We start from the raw sequence: 15532 nt of genomic DNA on the forward strand, positions 1-15532 counted from the left end.
TGTCCAGGCTCCTATCGCTTGTTCTTGCCAGTACGACGGCGACGAACAATAAGCTTGTCGCTCTCTTTGTTGGGACGGCGGGTGCGGCCTTCGCGCTTACCGTTCGGGTTGACGGGGTGACGTCCACCGGACGTCTTACCCTCGCCACCACCGTGCGGGTGGTCGACCGGGTTCATGGCGACACCACGGACGGTCGGGCGGACGCCCTTCCAGCGCATGCGGCCGGCCTTGCCCCAGTTGATGTTCGACTGCTCGGCGTTGCCGACCTCGCCGATCGTTGCGCGGCAGCGCACGTCAACGTTGCGGATTTCGCCGGAAGGCAGACGCAGCTGGGCGAAGCGGCCTTCCTTTGCAACGAGCTGGATCGATGCGCCGGCGGAGCGGCCCATCTTGGCGCCGCCACCCGGACGCAGTTCAACTGCGTGGATTACGGTACCGACCGGGATGTTGCGCAGCGGCAGGTTGTTGCCGGGCTTGATGTCAGCGTCGGCACCTGCTTCCACGGTGTCACCCTGGGCCAGCTTGTTCGGGGCGATGATGTAACGCTTGGTGCCATCAACGTAGTGCAGGAGGGCGATGCGAGCCGTACGGTTCGGATCGTACTCGATTTCGGCAACGCGGGCGTTGACGCCGTCCTTGTCGTGGCGACGGAAGTCGATCAGACGGTACTGGCGCTTGTGGCCACCACCCTTGTGACGGGTCGTGATCTTACCGGTGTTGTTACGTCCACCCTTTTTCGGGAGGGGACGAACCAACGACTTTTCCGGCGTCGACCGCGTGATTTCGGTGAAGTCCGCTACGCTCGAGCCGCGACGGCCCGGGGTAGTCGGCTTATATTTACGGATTCCCATAATTTATTTCCTCGTTAAAGTGGTCTCCGCTACGAGAGCGGACCGCCGAAGATGTCGATAGTGCCTTCTTTGAGGCTCACAATGGCACGCTTGGTGTTCTTGCGGGTACCCCATCCGAATTTGGTGCGCTTGCGCTTACCGGCACGGTTGATGGTGTTGATCGAGTCGACCTTGACGGAGAAGATTTTCTCCACGGCCAGCTTGATCTCGGTCTTGTTCGAGCGGGGGTCCACCAGGAAGGTGTACTTGCCCTCGTCGATCAGGCCGTAGCTCTTTTCCGAGACGACGGGTGCAAGCACGACGTCGCGCGGGTCCTTGAGGGTTGCTGCGCTCACTTGGCATCCTCCTGGTTCTTTGCCACTGCCCGGTCAGCAACGAATGCTTCGTAGGCAGCCTTGGTGAAGACAACGTCATCGGAGACGAGAACGTCGTAGGTGTTCAGCTGGTCTGCGTACAGAACGTGAACATCCGTGAGGTTGCGCACGGAGAGTGCAGCAACATCGTTGGCGCGCTCGATGACGACGAGCAGGTTCTTGCGCTCGGAGACACCTCGCAGCGTTGCCAGAGCTTCGCGGGAGGACGGCTTGGTGCCGGCCACCAGTTCAGAGACAACGTGGATGCGGCCGTTGCGGGCGCGGTCAGAGAGAGCGCCGCGCAGTGCAGCAGCAATCATCTTCTTGGGGGTGCGCTGGCTGTAGTCACGCGGCGTGGGGCCGTGGACAACGCCACCACCGGTCATGTGAGGAGCACGGATGGAACCCTGACGGGCGCGGCCGGTGCCCTTCTGCTTGAACGGCTTGCGACCTGCACCGGAAACCTCGGCGCGGGTCTTGGTCTTGTGGGTACCCTGGCGAGCAGCGGCGAGCTGTGCGACGACGACCTGGTGCAGCAGCGGCACGTTGGTCTGTACGTCGAAGATCTCTGCAGGCAGGTCAACCTTGACAGTGCTAGTCATCTAACTAGGCTCCCTTCACGGCGGTGCGTACGAGGACGACCTGGCCGCGGGCGCCGGGGACGGCACCCTTGATAAGGAGCAGCGACTTCTCGACGTCAACCGCGTGGACCGTGAGGTTCAGCGTGGTGTGACGAACGGCGCCCATGCGGCCGGCCATTTTCATGCCCTTGAAGACGCGGCTCGGGGTGGATGCGCCACCGATTGAACCGGGCTTACGGTGGTTCTTGTGGGCACCGTGGGAAGCTCCAACGCCGTGGAAGCCGTGACGCTTCATAACACCGGCGAAGCCCTTACCCTTGGTGGTGCCAACGACGTCGATCTTCTGGCCGGCTTCGAAGAGCTCTACGGAGAGCTCCTGGCCCAGCTCGTAAGAGTCAGCATCTGCAGTGCGCAGTTCTACGACGTGGCGGCGAGGCGTGACGCCTGCCTTTTCAAAGTGACCAGCCAGCGGCTTGGTGACCTTGCGGGGATCGATCTGGCCGTAGCCGATCTGAACGGCGACATAGCCATCAGTTTCTGCGTTGCGCAGCTGCGTGATGACGTTCGAGTCAGCCTGGACCACAGTGACGGGGATGAGCTTGTTGTTCTCGTCCCAGACCTGGGTCATGCCGAGCTTCGTGCCCAGCAGGCCCTTTACGTTACGGGTTGCGGTCATAGTCTCTCAGCACCTCCCTACAGCTTGATTTCGATGTTCACGTCGGCCGGCAGGTCGAGACGCATGAGCGAATCAACAGCCTTGGGCGTGGGGTCGATGATGTCGATAAGACGCTTGTGCGTGCGCATTTCAAAGTGCTCGCGGCTGTCCTTGTACTTGTGCGGAGAGCGGATAACGCAGTAAACGTTCTTCTCCGTCGGAAGCGGCACGGGGCCAACTACCGTTGCGCCTGCGCGCGTGACCGTCTCAACGATCTTCCGTGCTGAAACGTCAATGACCTCGTGGTCGTATGACTTCAGCCGGATGCGGATTTTTTGTCCCGCCATGTCGCCTGACTCGCTTTCAGTCTGTGCTTCCCCTGATTAGGGCTGCCCTGTTCACTTACCTGTTGTATGTGGCTGCCGAAGCAATCAAAGTCGTAACTACCACCCGCCGCACAAGCTGAATCCGGATGATTCCGGGTTCCTCAACCTGCCGGCGTAACCGACCCCCGCGGTCGGGCGTGTCGCGCTTTTCAGGCGAAACTGTCCGCAGTTCCATGGGGAGTGGGTTATGTTTGGTCTCCTACCTGGACCCTGACACCCGGCATTATCCGGATCGGGACGCGAAGGAGCGCTTGAACAACTCATCTAGTATGCCGGAATTAACGGGCAGAAGCGAATCAGGGCCCGTTGGGGGTCCGGACGCCCGGGGCGGCCCGTCCCGGCGGATCGCCGGCAAGGGCGGACCGCCCTCCTACTCGTTGCCTTCGGCGGGCGGTGTGGGGATGATAGGGGCATGACTGTGCAGGACTCTGTGGCAGTCCAGGCCCTCGCCGCGCGCCTCGGCCCGGATTTCCAGCTGGGCGTCGCCTCGGCCGCTTTCCAGATTGAGGGTTCCCTCGCCGCCGGCGGCCGGGGTCCCTCCGGCTGGGATGCCTTCGTGGAGAAGCCCGGCAGCATCCAGGACGGCCACTCCCCCGCCGTCGCCTGCGACCACTACAACCGCACCGCCGAGGACGTCGCGCTGATGCGCACCCTCGGCATCGATTCGTACCGCTTCTCCCTCTCCTGGCCGCGGATCCAGCCGGACGGCACCGGGCCGTTCAACAGCGAAGGGCTGGACTTCTACGACCGGCTCATCGACCAGCTGCTGGAGGCCGGCATCTCCCCGATGGCCACCCTGTACCACTGGGACACCCCGCTGCCCTTGGAGCACCGCGGCGGCTGGCTGAACCGGTCCACGGCGGAACGGTTTGCCGACTACGCGGCAGAGGCGGGCCGGCGCTTCGGCGACCGTGTGGCGCAGTGGGTGACCCTCAACGAGCCGGTGTCCGTGACGCTGAACGGCTACGCCCTGGGGGTCCATGCCCCGGGCCACGACCTGCTGTTCGACGCCCTGCCGGCGGTTCACCACCAGCTCCTTGGCCACGGCCTCGCCGTGCAGGCCCTGCGCGCGGAATCTGTCCGGGGCGGTGTGGGCGTCACCAACCTGCATTCGCCGGTGCGGCCCGCGTCCCGGCTGGCCACGGACAAGTTCCTCGCCAACATCTTCGACCTGGTCCTGAACCGGGTGTATGCGGACCCCATCCTCTTGGGCCGGTACCCGAAGGTCCCCCTTGTCGCCAGGCCGTGGTTCCGTGCGCTGGGCAAGATTTCCGACGCCGACCTGCAGGCCATCCACCAGCCCCTCGACTTCTACGGGCTGAACTACTACTACCCGGTGAAGGTCGCCACCGGCCGGGGTCCGGCCGAAAGCCCCGTGGGCCACACCGACGCGATGGTGAAGATGCCGTTTCATATGGCGGCGTTCCCGGAGTACACCACCACGGGCTTCGGCTGGCCGGTGGCACCGGACCACCTGGGCCCGCTGCTCCGGGAGCTGAAGGACAGGTACGGCACGGCGCTCCCGCCGCTCTACATCACGGAAAGCGGAGCCAGCTTCCCCGAGCCGGACCACGTGAGCGGCCCCATCAACGACGCGGAGCGGATCAGCTACATCGCGTCCCACCTGGGGCATGCGCTCGACGCCACCGCACCGGGCGGGATCGCCGAAGACGTGGAACTGCGGGGCTACTACGTGTGGACCCTGATGGACAACTTCGAGTGGGCGGCCGGGTACTCGCAGCGCTTCGGCCTGGTCCACGTCGATTTCGACACCCAGGAGCGAACGCCCAAGGATTCCTATTACTGGTACCAGGCGGTCAGCCGCGCCCGCAAAGGCTGAGCCGGCGGCACCTACTGGTTCTTGTTGGCCCGGTTAATGCGCTTGGCCCGCTCAATCTCGGTGCGGAAATGCTTCTTGGCCCAGACCACGCCGATGACGACGGCGGCCACCACCAGCAGGAAAATCAACCAGCCCATTGTGAGCTCCCTTCGTTGGAAGCAACAATATCAGCGCCCCGCCCGCCACAACCACCGGTCCCAGCGGCGCCGCCGGCCCCGCCGCCAGCTGTTGCCGGCGGGGTTCAGCGGGCGCCCTTCCACAGGTCCCGTTCCCACGCCCGGGGGTCCTCCACCACCCGGGATTCGGTGCTGAACCGCATGGTGGCCCGCTGCGGCAGCGCGTAGCGTGGCCAGCCGGGATCCCCTGTGGAGGCGAAGTCCACCCACGCCGCGTGCATGGTGCGGGCCAGTTCCTGCGGCGGCTCCGGTCCCAGCAGCGATCCGAACAGCGGCGCATCTGTTGTCGCCGTGTCGAAGACGAACGGGATTTCCAGGGCGTGGACGGCGCCGAGGCCCGGGGATTCCCACGCGAACTCATACATGTAGGTGCCGGATCCCGGGTTGACGTGCGCATCGGCGAGCCGGATCGCGGGAATCCGCATCCACCAGTCCGTCTGGAAGGCCGCCAGCAGCTCACCTGGACTCAAGCCGGGATATCTCGTCCGGTACGCGGACAGCGCCGCTGCGGCCGGAAGTCCGTAGGCCGCCAGGGCCTGGTGGCCATAGGAGCGGACGGGGCCGGTCAGGATCTGGTCCGTGATCCCGCCGAGGGCACCGCTCATGACCAGCCACAACCGCCAATCGTCGGTGTTCGTCCCGACCATCACGTCCACCGCCTGCCCGGCCCCGGCCTTGATGCTTTTGATGGGCGTATCAGGCAGGATGTCGCCGTCGACCACGGGCTGCCAGGGCATGGTGCTGGCAACCACTTCCCGGCCCCAGCGTTCCGGGTCCGGATCGCCCAGCAGCTCGTTTTTCAGCTCCGCCTGGGCGCTCAGGAGCCGCTGGACCCCGACGCCGGCGATCGCCTCCCGCGTGGCCGGCACCCCCAGCTTGCCGGCCAGGTGTCGGGAGATGCGGAGTGCGTCCCCGGCCGGCGTGACGTGGTGGGCTGCCCCGCTCTGCAGGATGGCCCGCTGAAACAGCCCTTTGGCGCGGGGCATGGCGAGCAGCATGCCGATGCTCATCGCACCGGCGGATTCGCCGAAGACCGTGACGTTGCCGGGGTCCCCGCCGAAGGCGGCAATGTTCTCCTGCACCCAGTGCAGGGCCGCGACCTGGTCGAGCAGGCCCAGGTTGGCGGTGCCGTCGCCGAGGTAGAGGAATCCTTCCGCCCCGGGGCGCCAGTTGATGACCACGCAGACCACCCCGTCCCGGGCGAAGCGGCTGCCGTCGTACGCCGCCGTCGAGCTCAGCTCGAACATGCCGCCCTGGATCCAGACCATAACCGGCAGGCCCGACGCAGCCGGGTCCGGGGTCCAGAGGTTGAGGTTCAGGCAATCCTCGGAAGGTGCGGCTTTCGGCACTGCCGCAAACGCCGAGTTCACATCGGCCCAGTCCTCGGACGCCGCCCCGCCCGGACCGGCGGCGGCCGGCGGGGCCACCTGGGGCGGTTCGGGCCCGGGCCTCGTGGCGTCCCGGATCCCGGCCCACGGCGTGACCGGGGCCGGAGGCCGCAGCCGGTTCGCACCGAACGGCGGCGCGGCGTACGGGATTCCCAGGAAGGCCGCTCCGCCGTCGACGGCGCTGCCGCGCAGCCGCCCCGCGGCGGACTTGACCACCATGTCCATTCCACCATCGTGCAACCCGGGCCGCGGTGGCATAAGGGGCGTAGGTCCCGGCGGGCGCGGAAGGCACGCACGAGTGCGGAGGGCACAAAAAAGAACGGCCCCGCTGCGAGTGCAGCGGGGCCGTTCTTCAGTTCACATCAGTAAGAACTACTTGATGATCTTGGTAACGCGTCCCGAACCAACGGTGCGGCCGCCTTCGCGGATAGCGAAGCCGAGGCCCTCTTCCATTGCGATCGGCTGGATGAGCGCAACGGTCATCTCAGTGTTGTCGCCGGGCATAACCATTTCCGTGCCTTCCGGCAGGGTGATAACGCCGGTTACGTCCGTGGTGCGGAAGTAGAACTGCGGGCGGTAGTTGGAGTAGAACGGGTTGTGACGTCCGCCTTCGTCCTTGGAGAGGATGTAGACGTTAGCCTCGAAGTCGGTGTGCGGGGTGATGGAACCCGGCTTGACGACAACCTGGCCACGCTCGACATCGTCGCGCTTCAGACCGCGGAGCAGGAGGCCACAGTTCTCGCCGGCCCATGCTTCGTCGAGCTGCTTGTGGAACATCTCGATACCGGTAACCGTGGTCTTCTGGACCGGGCGGATGCCGACGATCTCGACCTCGGAGTTGATGGCGAGGGTTCCACGCTCGGCGCGGCCCGTAACAACGGTGCCACGGCCGGTGATCGTGAAGACGTCTTCGATCGGCATCAGGAACGGCTTGTCACGGTCACGTACGGGGTCCGGAACGGACTCGTCGACGGCAGCCATGAGGTCCTCAACGGACTTGACCCAAACCGGGTCGCCTTCGAGTGCCTTCAGGCCGGAAACGCGGACAACGGGTGCCTCGTCGCCGTCGAAGCCCTGCGAGCTGAGCAGTTCGCGAACTTCCATTTCAACGAGGTCAAGGAGCTCCTCGTCGTCAACCATGTCGGCCTTGTTCAGCGCGACCAGCAGGTAGGGAACACCAACCTGGCGGGCGAGCAGAACGTGCTCGCGGGTCTGAGCCATCGGGCCGTCAGTGGCGGCAACCACGAGGATTGCACCGTCCATCTGAGCAGCGCCGGTGATCATGTTCTTGATGTAGTCAGCGTGACCCGGAGCGTCTACGTGTGCGTAGTGGCGCTTCTCGGTCTGGTACTCAACGTGGGAGATGTTGATGGTAATGCCGCGCTGACGCTCTTCGGGAGCAGAGTCAATCGACGCGAAGTCACGCTTCTCGTTGAGAGTCGGGTACTTGTCGTACAGCACCTTGGAAATGGCGGCCGTCAGCGTCGTCTTACCGTGGTCAACGTGACCAATGGTACCGATGTTAACGTGCGGCTTAGTCCGCTCGAACTTTGCCTTTGCCACAGGTTCCTCCTAGAACGTTTTCAAATGACTTACCCTTCGGCCGCGCTTGTCGCGGCTGAAACTCCAGTAAGTCTACTTGGGGGGCTTTGGATTGATGAAATTGCAGATTCAGGTACTAATGCTAGTGCCTAGAGCCTGTTCGTGCAGGCAGCCGGTCGGCCGGGCCGGGTCCGGCCACCTGCACCAGGTAAATCCCCATGGTCGGGGAAGCACCTGAGATTCTCGTAGCGGCAGTCCGGAGACTACTCGCCGCGGGTCTTCTGGATGATCTCGTCGGCAACTGCCTTCGGGACCTCGGCGTAGCTGTTGAACGTCATGGAGTACACAGCGCGGCCCTGGGTCTTCGAGCGCAGGTCACCGATGTAGCCGAACATGCCGGACAGCGGAACGTGCGCGCGGATGACCTTGACGCCCTGGGCATCTTCCATGGACTGCATCTGGCCACGGCGGGAGTTGAGGTCACCGATAACTTCACCCATGTATTCCTCAGGGGTGCGGACCTCGACATCCATCAGCGGTTCGAGCAGGACAGGGTTCGCCTTGCGTGCGGCTTCCTTGAAAGCCATACGGCCGGCGATCTTGAACGCCATTTCCGAGGAGTCAACATCGTGGTACGCGCCGTCAATCAGCGTGGCCTTGATGCCGACAACCGGGTAACCGGCCAGGACGCCGTCGTTCAGCGCATCCTGGATACCGGCGTCGACCGACGGGATGTATTCGCGCGGAACGCGGCCACCGGTGACCTTGTTCTCGAACTCGTACATCTCGCCTTCGGACGTGTCCAGCGGCTCGATCGCGATCTGGATCTTTGCGAACTGGCCCGAACCACCGGTCTGCTTCTTGTGCGTGTAGTCGTGACGCTCTACAGCACGCTTGATGGTTTCGCGGTACGCAACCTGGGGCTTGCCCACGTTGGCCTCGACCTTGAACTCGCGGCGCATGCGGTCCACCAGGATGTCCAGGTGGAGCTCGCCCATGCCGGCGATGATGGTCTGGCCGGTGTCTTCGTTGAGGGAGACCTGGAAGGTCGGGTCCTCAGCGGAGAGCTTCTGGATGGCCGTGGAGAGCTTCTCCTGGTCACCCTTGGTGTTCGGCTCGATCGCAACAGAGATCACGGGCTCCGGGAAGCTCATGGACTCGAGGACGATCTGGTTGGACGAATCGCACAGGGTGTCACCCGTGGTGGTGTCCTTGAGGCCGATCGCTGCGTAGATGTGGCCGGCGGTAGCGCCCTCAACAGGCATTTCCTTGTTGGCGTGCATCTGGAACAGCTTGCCGATGCGCTCCTTCTTGCCCTTGGTGGAGTTGACCACCTGGGCACCTGCTTCGACGTGACCGGAGTACACGCGGATGAAGGTGAGCTGGCCGAAGAAGGGGTGCGCGGCGATCTTGAAGGCCAGTGCGGAGAACGGCTCGTCAGCGGAAGGCTTACGGGTCAGTTCCTTCTCTTCGTCCCGGGGATCGTGACCGATCATCGGGGGGACGTCGAGCGGGTTCGGCAGGTAGTCGACGACGGCGTCAAGCATCGGCTGGACGCCGCGGTTCTTGAAGGCAGAACCACAGAAGACCGGGTAGATCTCCGAGTTGATCGTCATCTTGCGGATGCCGGCCTTGAGCTCGTCGATGGAGATCTCTTCGCCCTCGAGGTACTTCTCCATGAGTTCCTCGGAAGACTCAGCAACGGCCTCCACGAGGTTGGCGCGGTACTCCTCGGCCTTGGCCTGGAGGTCTGCCGGGATCTCGCGGATCTCGTACTTGGCACCCATGGTGACGTCGCCCTTGGCATCGCCGGGCCACACCAGGGCACGCATGTAGAGCAGGTCGACGACGCCGATGAAGTCGTTCTCGGCACCGATCGGCAGCTGCATAACGAGCGGCTTGGCACCCAGGCGGCTGATGATGGTGTCGACGGTGAAGTAGAAGTCAGCGCCGAGCTTGTCCATCTTGTTGACGAAGCAGATGCGCGGGACGTTGTACTTGTCAGCCTGGCGCCAGACAGTCTCGGACTGCGGCTCCACGCCTTCCTTGCCGTCGAACACGGCAACTGCACCGTCGAGGACGCGCAGGGAGCGCTCAACCTCAACCGTGAAGTCCACGTGGCCGGGGGTGTCGATGATGTTGATCTGGTTGTTTTCCCAGAAGCAGGTCACGGCGGCAGACGTGATGGTGATGCCGCGTTCCTTTTCCTGTTCCATCCAGTCAGTCGTCGAAGCGCCGTCGTGCGTTTCGCCGATCTTGTGGTTCACACCCGTGTAGAACAGGATGCGCTCGGTAGTAGTGGTCTTGCCGGCATCAATGTGGGCCATGATGCCGATATTGCGGACCTTGCTAAGGTCGGTAAGCACGTCCTGTGCCACGGTGTCTCCCTTTCGGATGGACTGCACGTTCGCCGCCGGCTCGGTTGAGCCGGCGGCGTCCGGGAAGTATTACCAGCGGTAGTGTGCGAAGGCCTTGTTGGACTCGGCCATCTTGTGGGTGTCTTCGCGACGCTTCACAGCGGCACCGAGACCGTTTGAGGCATCCAGGATTTCGTTCTGGAGGCGCTCGGTCATGGTCTTTTCGCGGCGGGCCTTGGAGTAGCCAACCAGCCACCGCAGGGCGAGGGCGGTGGAGCGGCCCGGCTTGACCTCGACCGGAACCTGGTAGGTGGCGCCACCGACACGGCGGGAGCGGACCTCGAGGGAAGGCTTGACGTTCTCCATGGCCTTCTTGAGGGCTGCCACGGGGTCGCCGCCGGACTTGGCGCGAGCACCTTCGAGGGCACCGTAGACGATGCGCTCTGCAGTGGACTTCTTGCCGTCAACGAGCACCTTGTTGATCAGCTGGGTGACCAGCGGGGAGCCGTAAACGGGATCTGAGACTAGCGGCCGCTTGGGGGCCGGACCCTTGCGAGGCATATTACTTCTTCTCCATCTTTGCGCCGTAGCGGCTGCGTGCCTGCTTACGGTTCTTCACACCCTGGGTATCAAGGGCGCCACGGACGATCTTGTAACGGACACCCGGGAGGTCCTTAACACGGCCGCCACGGACGAGCACAATGGAGTGCTCCTGCAGGTTGTGGCCTACACCGGGGATGTAAGCGGTGACTTCAATGCCGCCGTTGAGGCGCACACGGGCGACCTTACGCAGAGCCGAGTTCGGCTTCTTCGGGGTAGTCGTGTAGACGCGGGTGCAAACACCGCGGCGCATCGGGCTGCCGTTAAGCGCGGGAGCCTTGGTCTTCTTGACCTTCGGCGTGCGGCCCTTGCGGACCAGCTGGTTAATCGTAGGCACTCTCGTGTTCTCCGTTTTATCCGGAGCGGCCGTTGGCGGCCGCTCTCTTGTCGCTGCGCCCCGCCGCTCGAGCTTTGAAGTTCTCTCCAGAGCAGCTGAGGCGAAGCCTTAATAGTCGGACCGCACGCCGGGATCCACAGACTTTCATCCGGAACTGCCCCTAGGCATGCGAAAATGTGGCATACGTTGCACAAGAACCCTGCAAACCGGAAACGTCGTCCTGGTCAAGCCTTCCAGCCCTAAAGCTGTCTGACTCACCGGCGCACTCATCCACTGCCACAATAACAATTAGTCTCAAGTCTAACACGGACGGGTCCCAGCCCTTAATCGGCGCGGAATCCCGTCCCTACTCCCCCGCAGCGCCACCCGCGCAACCTGCCGCCGTCGTCGCCCTTAAACAGCAACGCGGGGTCACTCCGCGCCCAATCCAGCGGGTGGATTGGGCCGAAAGTGACCCCGCGTTGCTTTAGGACCGGTTAGCGGAAGTCGCTGCCCAAGTCGTAGTCATCCAGCGGGATGGCGTGGAACTCAGGAGCTCCGTCGCCGCCCAGGGAATCGTAGGAGAAGTCGCTGAACGCGCTGGGGCCGGTGAACAGGTTGGCCTTCGCTTCTTCAGTCGGTTCCACCGTGACCTCGGTGTAGCGCGGGAGACCCGTGCCGGCCGGGATGAGCTTACCGATGATGACGTTTTCCTTGAGGCCGAGCAGCGGATCGCTCTTGCCTTCCATGGCCGCCTGCGTCAGGACGCGGGTGGTCTCCTGGAAGGAAGCTGCGGACAGCCAGGACTCGGTCGCCAGGGACGCCTTGGTGATGCCCATGAGCTCGGGACGGCCGGAAGCCGGCGTCTTGCCCTCGGAAACCACACGGCGGTTGGCATCCTCGAAGCGGCTGCGCTCGGCGAGCTCGCCGGGCAGCAGGTCCGATTCGCCGGACTCGATGACCGTGACGCGGCGCAGCATCTGGCGGACGATAACCTCGACGTGCTTGTCGTGGATACCGATGCCCTGGCTGCGGTACACGCCCTGGACTTCGTCCACCAGGAACTTCTGCGCGGCACGGGGGCCCATGATGCGCAGAACCTGCTTGGGGTCGACCGGACCGTTGATGAGCTTCTGCCCAACACTGACGTGCTGGCCGTCTTCGATGAGAAGACGTGAACGGCGCAGCACCGGGTAGGCGATCTCTTCGGATCCGTCATCCGGGGTGATGACCAGGCGCATCTGGCGCTCGGACTCTTCGATGGTGATGCGGCCGGCTGCTTCAGCAATCGGCGCCACACCCTTCGGAGTACGGGCTTCGAAGAGCTCCTGGATGCGGGGCAGACCCTGGGTGATGTCGTCGCCGCCGCCGGCGGAAACTGCACCACCGGTGTGGAACGTACGCATGGTCAGCTGGGTACCCGGCTCACCGATGGACTGTGCGGCGATGATGCCCACGGCCTCACCGATGTCCACGGTCTTGCCGGTGGCCAGCGAACGACCGTAGCACAGGGCGCAGGTGCCGACGCTGGACTCACAGGTGAGGACAGAGCGGACCTTGACTTCGGTGATGCCGGCTGCGAACAGTTCAGCAATGACCACGTCGCCGCAGTCGGTGCCGGCCGCCGCGAGGACCTTGCCCTTGGAGTCAGTGACATCCACGGCCAGGGTCCGGGCGTACGCGCTGTTCTCGACATTCTCGTCCAGGACCAGCTCGCCGTTGGCGTCAGCCACGGCGATCGGGGTGACGAGGCCGCGTTCGGTGCCGCAGTCCTCTTCACGGACGATGACGTCCTGCGAGACGTCCACCAGACGGCGGGTCAGGTAACCCGAGTTGGCGGTACGCAGCGCGGTATCAGCCAGGCCCTTACGGGCACCGTGCGTGGCGATGAAGTATTCCAGCACCGACAGGCCCTCGCGGTAGGAGGACTTGATCGGACGCGGGATGATCTCGCCCTTCGGGTTGGCCACCAGGCCACGGATACCGGCGATCTGGCGGACCTGCATCCAGTTACCACGGGCACCGGAGGACACCATGCGGTTGATGGTGTTCATCGGCGACAGGCTGTCACGCATCGCCTGGGCGATTTCGTTGGTTGCCTTGTTCCAGATCTCGATCAGTTCCTGGCGACGCTCGTCGTCGTCGATCAGGCCCTTGTCGTACTGGCCCTGGATCTTCGCGGCCATGGTCTCGTAACCGGCGAGGAGCTCCGGCTTGGAGGCCGGGACCTCGATGTCGGAGATGGCGACGGTGACGCCCGAGCGGGTTGCCCAGTAGAAACCGGCATCCTTCAGGTTGTCCAGCGTCGCCGCCGTGACCACCTTCGGGTAACGCTCGGCGAGGTCGTTGACGATCCGGGACAGCTCGCCCTTGTCGGCAACAGCCTCAACCCACGGGTAGTCCGCGGGCAGCGTCTGGTTGAAGATGACCTGTCCGAGGGAGGTCTCGACCAGTGCGGTCTGGCCCGGCTCCCAGCCTTCCGGAGCTTCCCAGCCGGCGTAAGGAACGAAGTCCTCAAGCCGGATCTTGATCTGGGAGTTCAGGTGCAGCTCGTGCAGGTCGAACGCCATGATGGCTTCCGAGACGGAGGAGAAGATCCGGCCCTCGCCAGCTGAACCGACACGCTTAGTGGTCAGGTGGTAGAGGCCGATGATCATATCCTGCGAGGGCAGCGTCACCGGGCGGCCGTCGGACGGCTTCAGGATGTTGTTCGAGGACAGCATCAGGATGCGGGCCTCAGCCTGGGCTTCGGGGCTCAGCGGCAGGTGCACTGCCATCTGGTCGCCGTCGAAGTCGGCGTTGAACGCGCCACAAACCAACGGGTGGAGCTGGATTGCCTTGCCTTCAACCAGCTGCGGCTCGAACGCCTGGATGCCGAGACGGTGCAGGGTAGGTGCACGGTTCAGCAGCACGGGGTGCTCGGTGATGATCTCTTCGAGGACGTCCCAGACCTGCGGACGGTACCGCTCGACCATGCGCTTGGCCGACTTGATGTTCTGCGCGTGGTTGAGGTCAACCAGGCGCTTCATCACGAACGGCTTGAAGAGCTCCAGAGCCATCTGCTTCGGCAGGCCACACTGGTGCAGCTTCAGCTGCGGGCCGACGACGATGACCGAACGGCCGGAGTAGTCGACGCGCTTGCCGAGGAGGTTCTGGCGGAACCGGCCCTGCTTGCCCTTGAGCATGTCGCTCAGGGACTTCAGCGGACGGTTGCCCGGTCCGGTGACCGGACGGCCGCGGCGGCCGTTGTCGAAGAGGCTGTCAACAGCTTCCTGAAGCATGCGCTTCTCGTTGTTGACGATGATCTCCGGGGCACCGAGATCAAGCAGGCGCTTGAGGCGGTTGTTGCGGTTGATCACACGGCGGTACAGGTCGTTGAGGTCGGAGGTCGCGAAGCGGCCACCGTCCAGCTGGACCATGGGGCGCAGTTCCGGCGGGATCACCGGGACGGCGTCGAGGACCATGCCGAGCGGGCTGTTGTTGGTGGTCAGGAACGCGTTGACCACCTTGAGCCGCTTCAGGGCGCGGGTCTTGCGCTGGCCCTTGCCGTTGGCAATGATGTCGCGGAGCATGTCCGACTCGGCCTGCATGTCGAAGCTCTCAAGGCGCTTCTTGATGGCTTCGGCACCCATGGAGCCTTCGAAGTACATGCCGTAGCGGTCGCGCAGTTCGCGGTACAGGCCTTCGTCGCCTTCAAGGTCGGCGACCTTGAGGTTCTTGAAGCGGTCCCAGACCTGCTCGAGGCGCTCGATGTCGGCGTCCGCGCGCTTGCGGACGTTGGCCATCTGGCGGTCGGCGGAGTCGCGGGCCTTCTTCTTGTCCGCAGCCTTCGCGCCTTCGCCCTCGAGGCGGGCAAGCTCGCCCTCGAGGTCGCGGGCGATCGTGGCGATGTCCGAGTCGCGGTTGTCGATCAGCTGCTTCTTCTCGATGTCGTGCTCAACCTGGAGGTTGGGCAGTTCTTCGTGGCGGCTGTCGGCGTCGACGCTGGTGATCATGTAAGCGGCGAAGTAGATGACCTTTTCGAGGTCCTTCGGCGCCAGGTCAAGGAGGTAGCCCAGGCGGGACGGAACACCCTTGAAGTACCAGATGTGCGTGACCGGGGCGGCCAGCTCGATGTGGCCCATGCGCTCACGGCGGACCTTCGCGCGGGTGACCTCAACGCCACACCGCTCGCAGATGATGCCCTTGAAGCGCACGCGCTTGTACTTACCGCAGTAGCATTCCCAGTCGCGGGACGGGCCGAAGATCTTCTCGCAGAAGAGGCCGTCCTTCTCGGGCTTGAGCGTGCGGTAGTTGATGGTTTCCGGCTTCTTAACCTCGCCGTAAGACCAGCCACGGATGTCTTCCGCGGTGGCGAGGCCGATCTGCATGAGGCCGAAGGAGGATTCGCTGGACATATGGTCCCTGTTCTCTCTTGTTCTCTAAATTCTGAAGTCTTGGGTTACGGGAAGAGGGAGGAATCCGGGAAAGGCAGCGCGGCTGGCGCC

General features: G+C 64.0%; 13 protein-coding genes. 1 reads left to right on the plus strand and 12 read right to left on the minus strand.

Annotated features, from left to right (window positions below):
• Positions 1-11 precede the first annotated feature (11 nt).
• The 5 genes from rplB to rpsJ are packed head-to-tail and all read right to left on the minus strand — an operon-like array spanning position 12 to position 2787.
• Positions 12-851, minus strand: coding sequence for a 50S ribosomal protein L2 (gene rplB, locus ACTWQD_RS05845; protein ID WP_066436856.1), 840 nt, complete (start codon positions 849-851; stop codon positions 12-14).
• Between the two features lie 29 nt (positions 852-880).
• Complete coding sequence (rplW, locus tag ACTWQD_RS05850) at positions 881-1186, minus strand: 50S ribosomal protein L23 (protein WP_056425233.1); 306 nt, start codon at positions 1184-1186, stop codon at positions 881-883.
• Positions 1183-1806, minus strand: coding sequence for a 50S ribosomal protein L4 (gene rplD, locus ACTWQD_RS05855; RefSeq protein ID WP_443195216.1), 624 nt, complete (start codon positions 1804-1806; stop codon positions 1183-1185). The genes rplW and rplD overlap by 4 nt, the downstream gene beginning before the upstream one ends.
• Before the next feature lie 4 nt (positions 1807-1810).
• Positions 1811-2461: a 50S ribosomal protein L3 gene (rplC, locus tag ACTWQD_RS05860; protein ID WP_003803812.1), complete on the minus strand. Its 651-nt coding sequence runs from the start codon at positions 2459-2461 to the stop codon at positions 1811-1813.
• A 17-nt stretch (positions 2462-2478) separates the two neighbouring features.
• Positions 2479-2787 carry a 30S ribosomal protein S10 gene (gene rpsJ, locus ACTWQD_RS05865; protein ID WP_003803825.1) on the minus strand — a complete coding sequence of 103 codons (309 nt, stop codon included), beginning with the start codon at positions 2785-2787 and terminating at the stop codon, positions 2479-2481.
• A gap of 451 nt (positions 2788-3238) precedes the next feature.
• Between rpsJ and ACTWQD_RS05870 the strand changes: the two genes are divergently transcribed.
• Positions 3239-4666 carry a GH1 family beta-glucosidase gene (locus ACTWQD_RS05870; protein WP_443195217.1) on the plus strand — a complete coding sequence of 476 codons (1428 nt, stop codon included), beginning with the start codon at positions 3239-3241 and terminating at the stop codon, positions 4664-4666.
• An 11-nt stretch (positions 4667-4677) separates the two neighbouring features.
• Here ACTWQD_RS05870 and ACTWQD_RS05875 read toward each other — a convergent pair whose 3' ends face one another.
• The 7 genes from ACTWQD_RS05875 to ACTWQD_RS05905 form a co-directional block, all read right to left on the minus strand.
• Entirely contained in the window at positions 4678-4803 is a 126-nt protein-coding gene (locus tag ACTWQD_RS05875) for a hypothetical protein (RefSeq protein ID WP_443195218.1), read from the minus strand.
• A gap of 104 nt (positions 4804-4907) precedes the next feature.
• Positions 4908-6449, minus strand: coding sequence for a carboxylesterase/lipase family protein (locus tag ACTWQD_RS05880; RefSeq protein WP_443195219.1), 1542 nt, complete (start codon positions 6447-6449; stop codon positions 4908-4910).
• 153 nt (positions 6450-6602) lie between these two features.
• Positions 6603-7793, minus strand: coding sequence for an elongation factor Tu (tuf, locus tag ACTWQD_RS05885; RefSeq protein WP_018773660.1), 1191 nt, complete (start codon positions 7791-7793; stop codon positions 6603-6605).
• Positions 7794-8035: 242 nt separating this feature from the next.
• Positions 8036-10150 carry an elongation factor G gene (gene fusA, locus ACTWQD_RS05890; RefSeq protein ID WP_443195220.1) on the minus strand — a complete coding sequence of 705 codons (2115 nt, stop codon included), beginning with the start codon at positions 10148-10150 and terminating at the stop codon, positions 8036-8038.
• 69 nt (positions 10151-10219) lie between these two features.
• On the minus strand, positions 10220-10690 hold the full coding sequence (gene rpsG, locus ACTWQD_RS05895) for a 30S ribosomal protein S7 (RefSeq protein WP_066436842.1): 471 nt from the start codon (positions 10688-10690) through the stop codon (positions 10220-10222).
• Position 10691: 1 nt separating this feature from the next.
• Positions 10692-11066, minus strand: a complete 375-nt coding sequence (gene rpsL / locus ACTWQD_RS05900) for a 30S ribosomal protein S12 (protein ID WP_018773658.1) — start codon at positions 11064-11066, stop codon at positions 10692-10694.
• Positions 11067-11542: 476 nt separating this feature from the next.
• A complete protein-coding gene (locus ACTWQD_RS05905) occupies positions 11543-15442 on the minus strand; it encodes a DNA-directed RNA polymerase subunit beta' (protein ID WP_443195221.1) in 3900 nt (1299 codons plus the stop codon).
• Positions 15443-15532 lie beyond the last annotated feature (90 nt).

Origin of the sequence: Pseudarthrobacter sp. 1C304, from assembly GCF_052245515.1 — a bacterium.
In the GTDB taxonomy this organism is placed as follows: Bacteria; Actinomycetota; Actinomycetes; order Actinomycetales; family Micrococcaceae; genus Arthrobacter.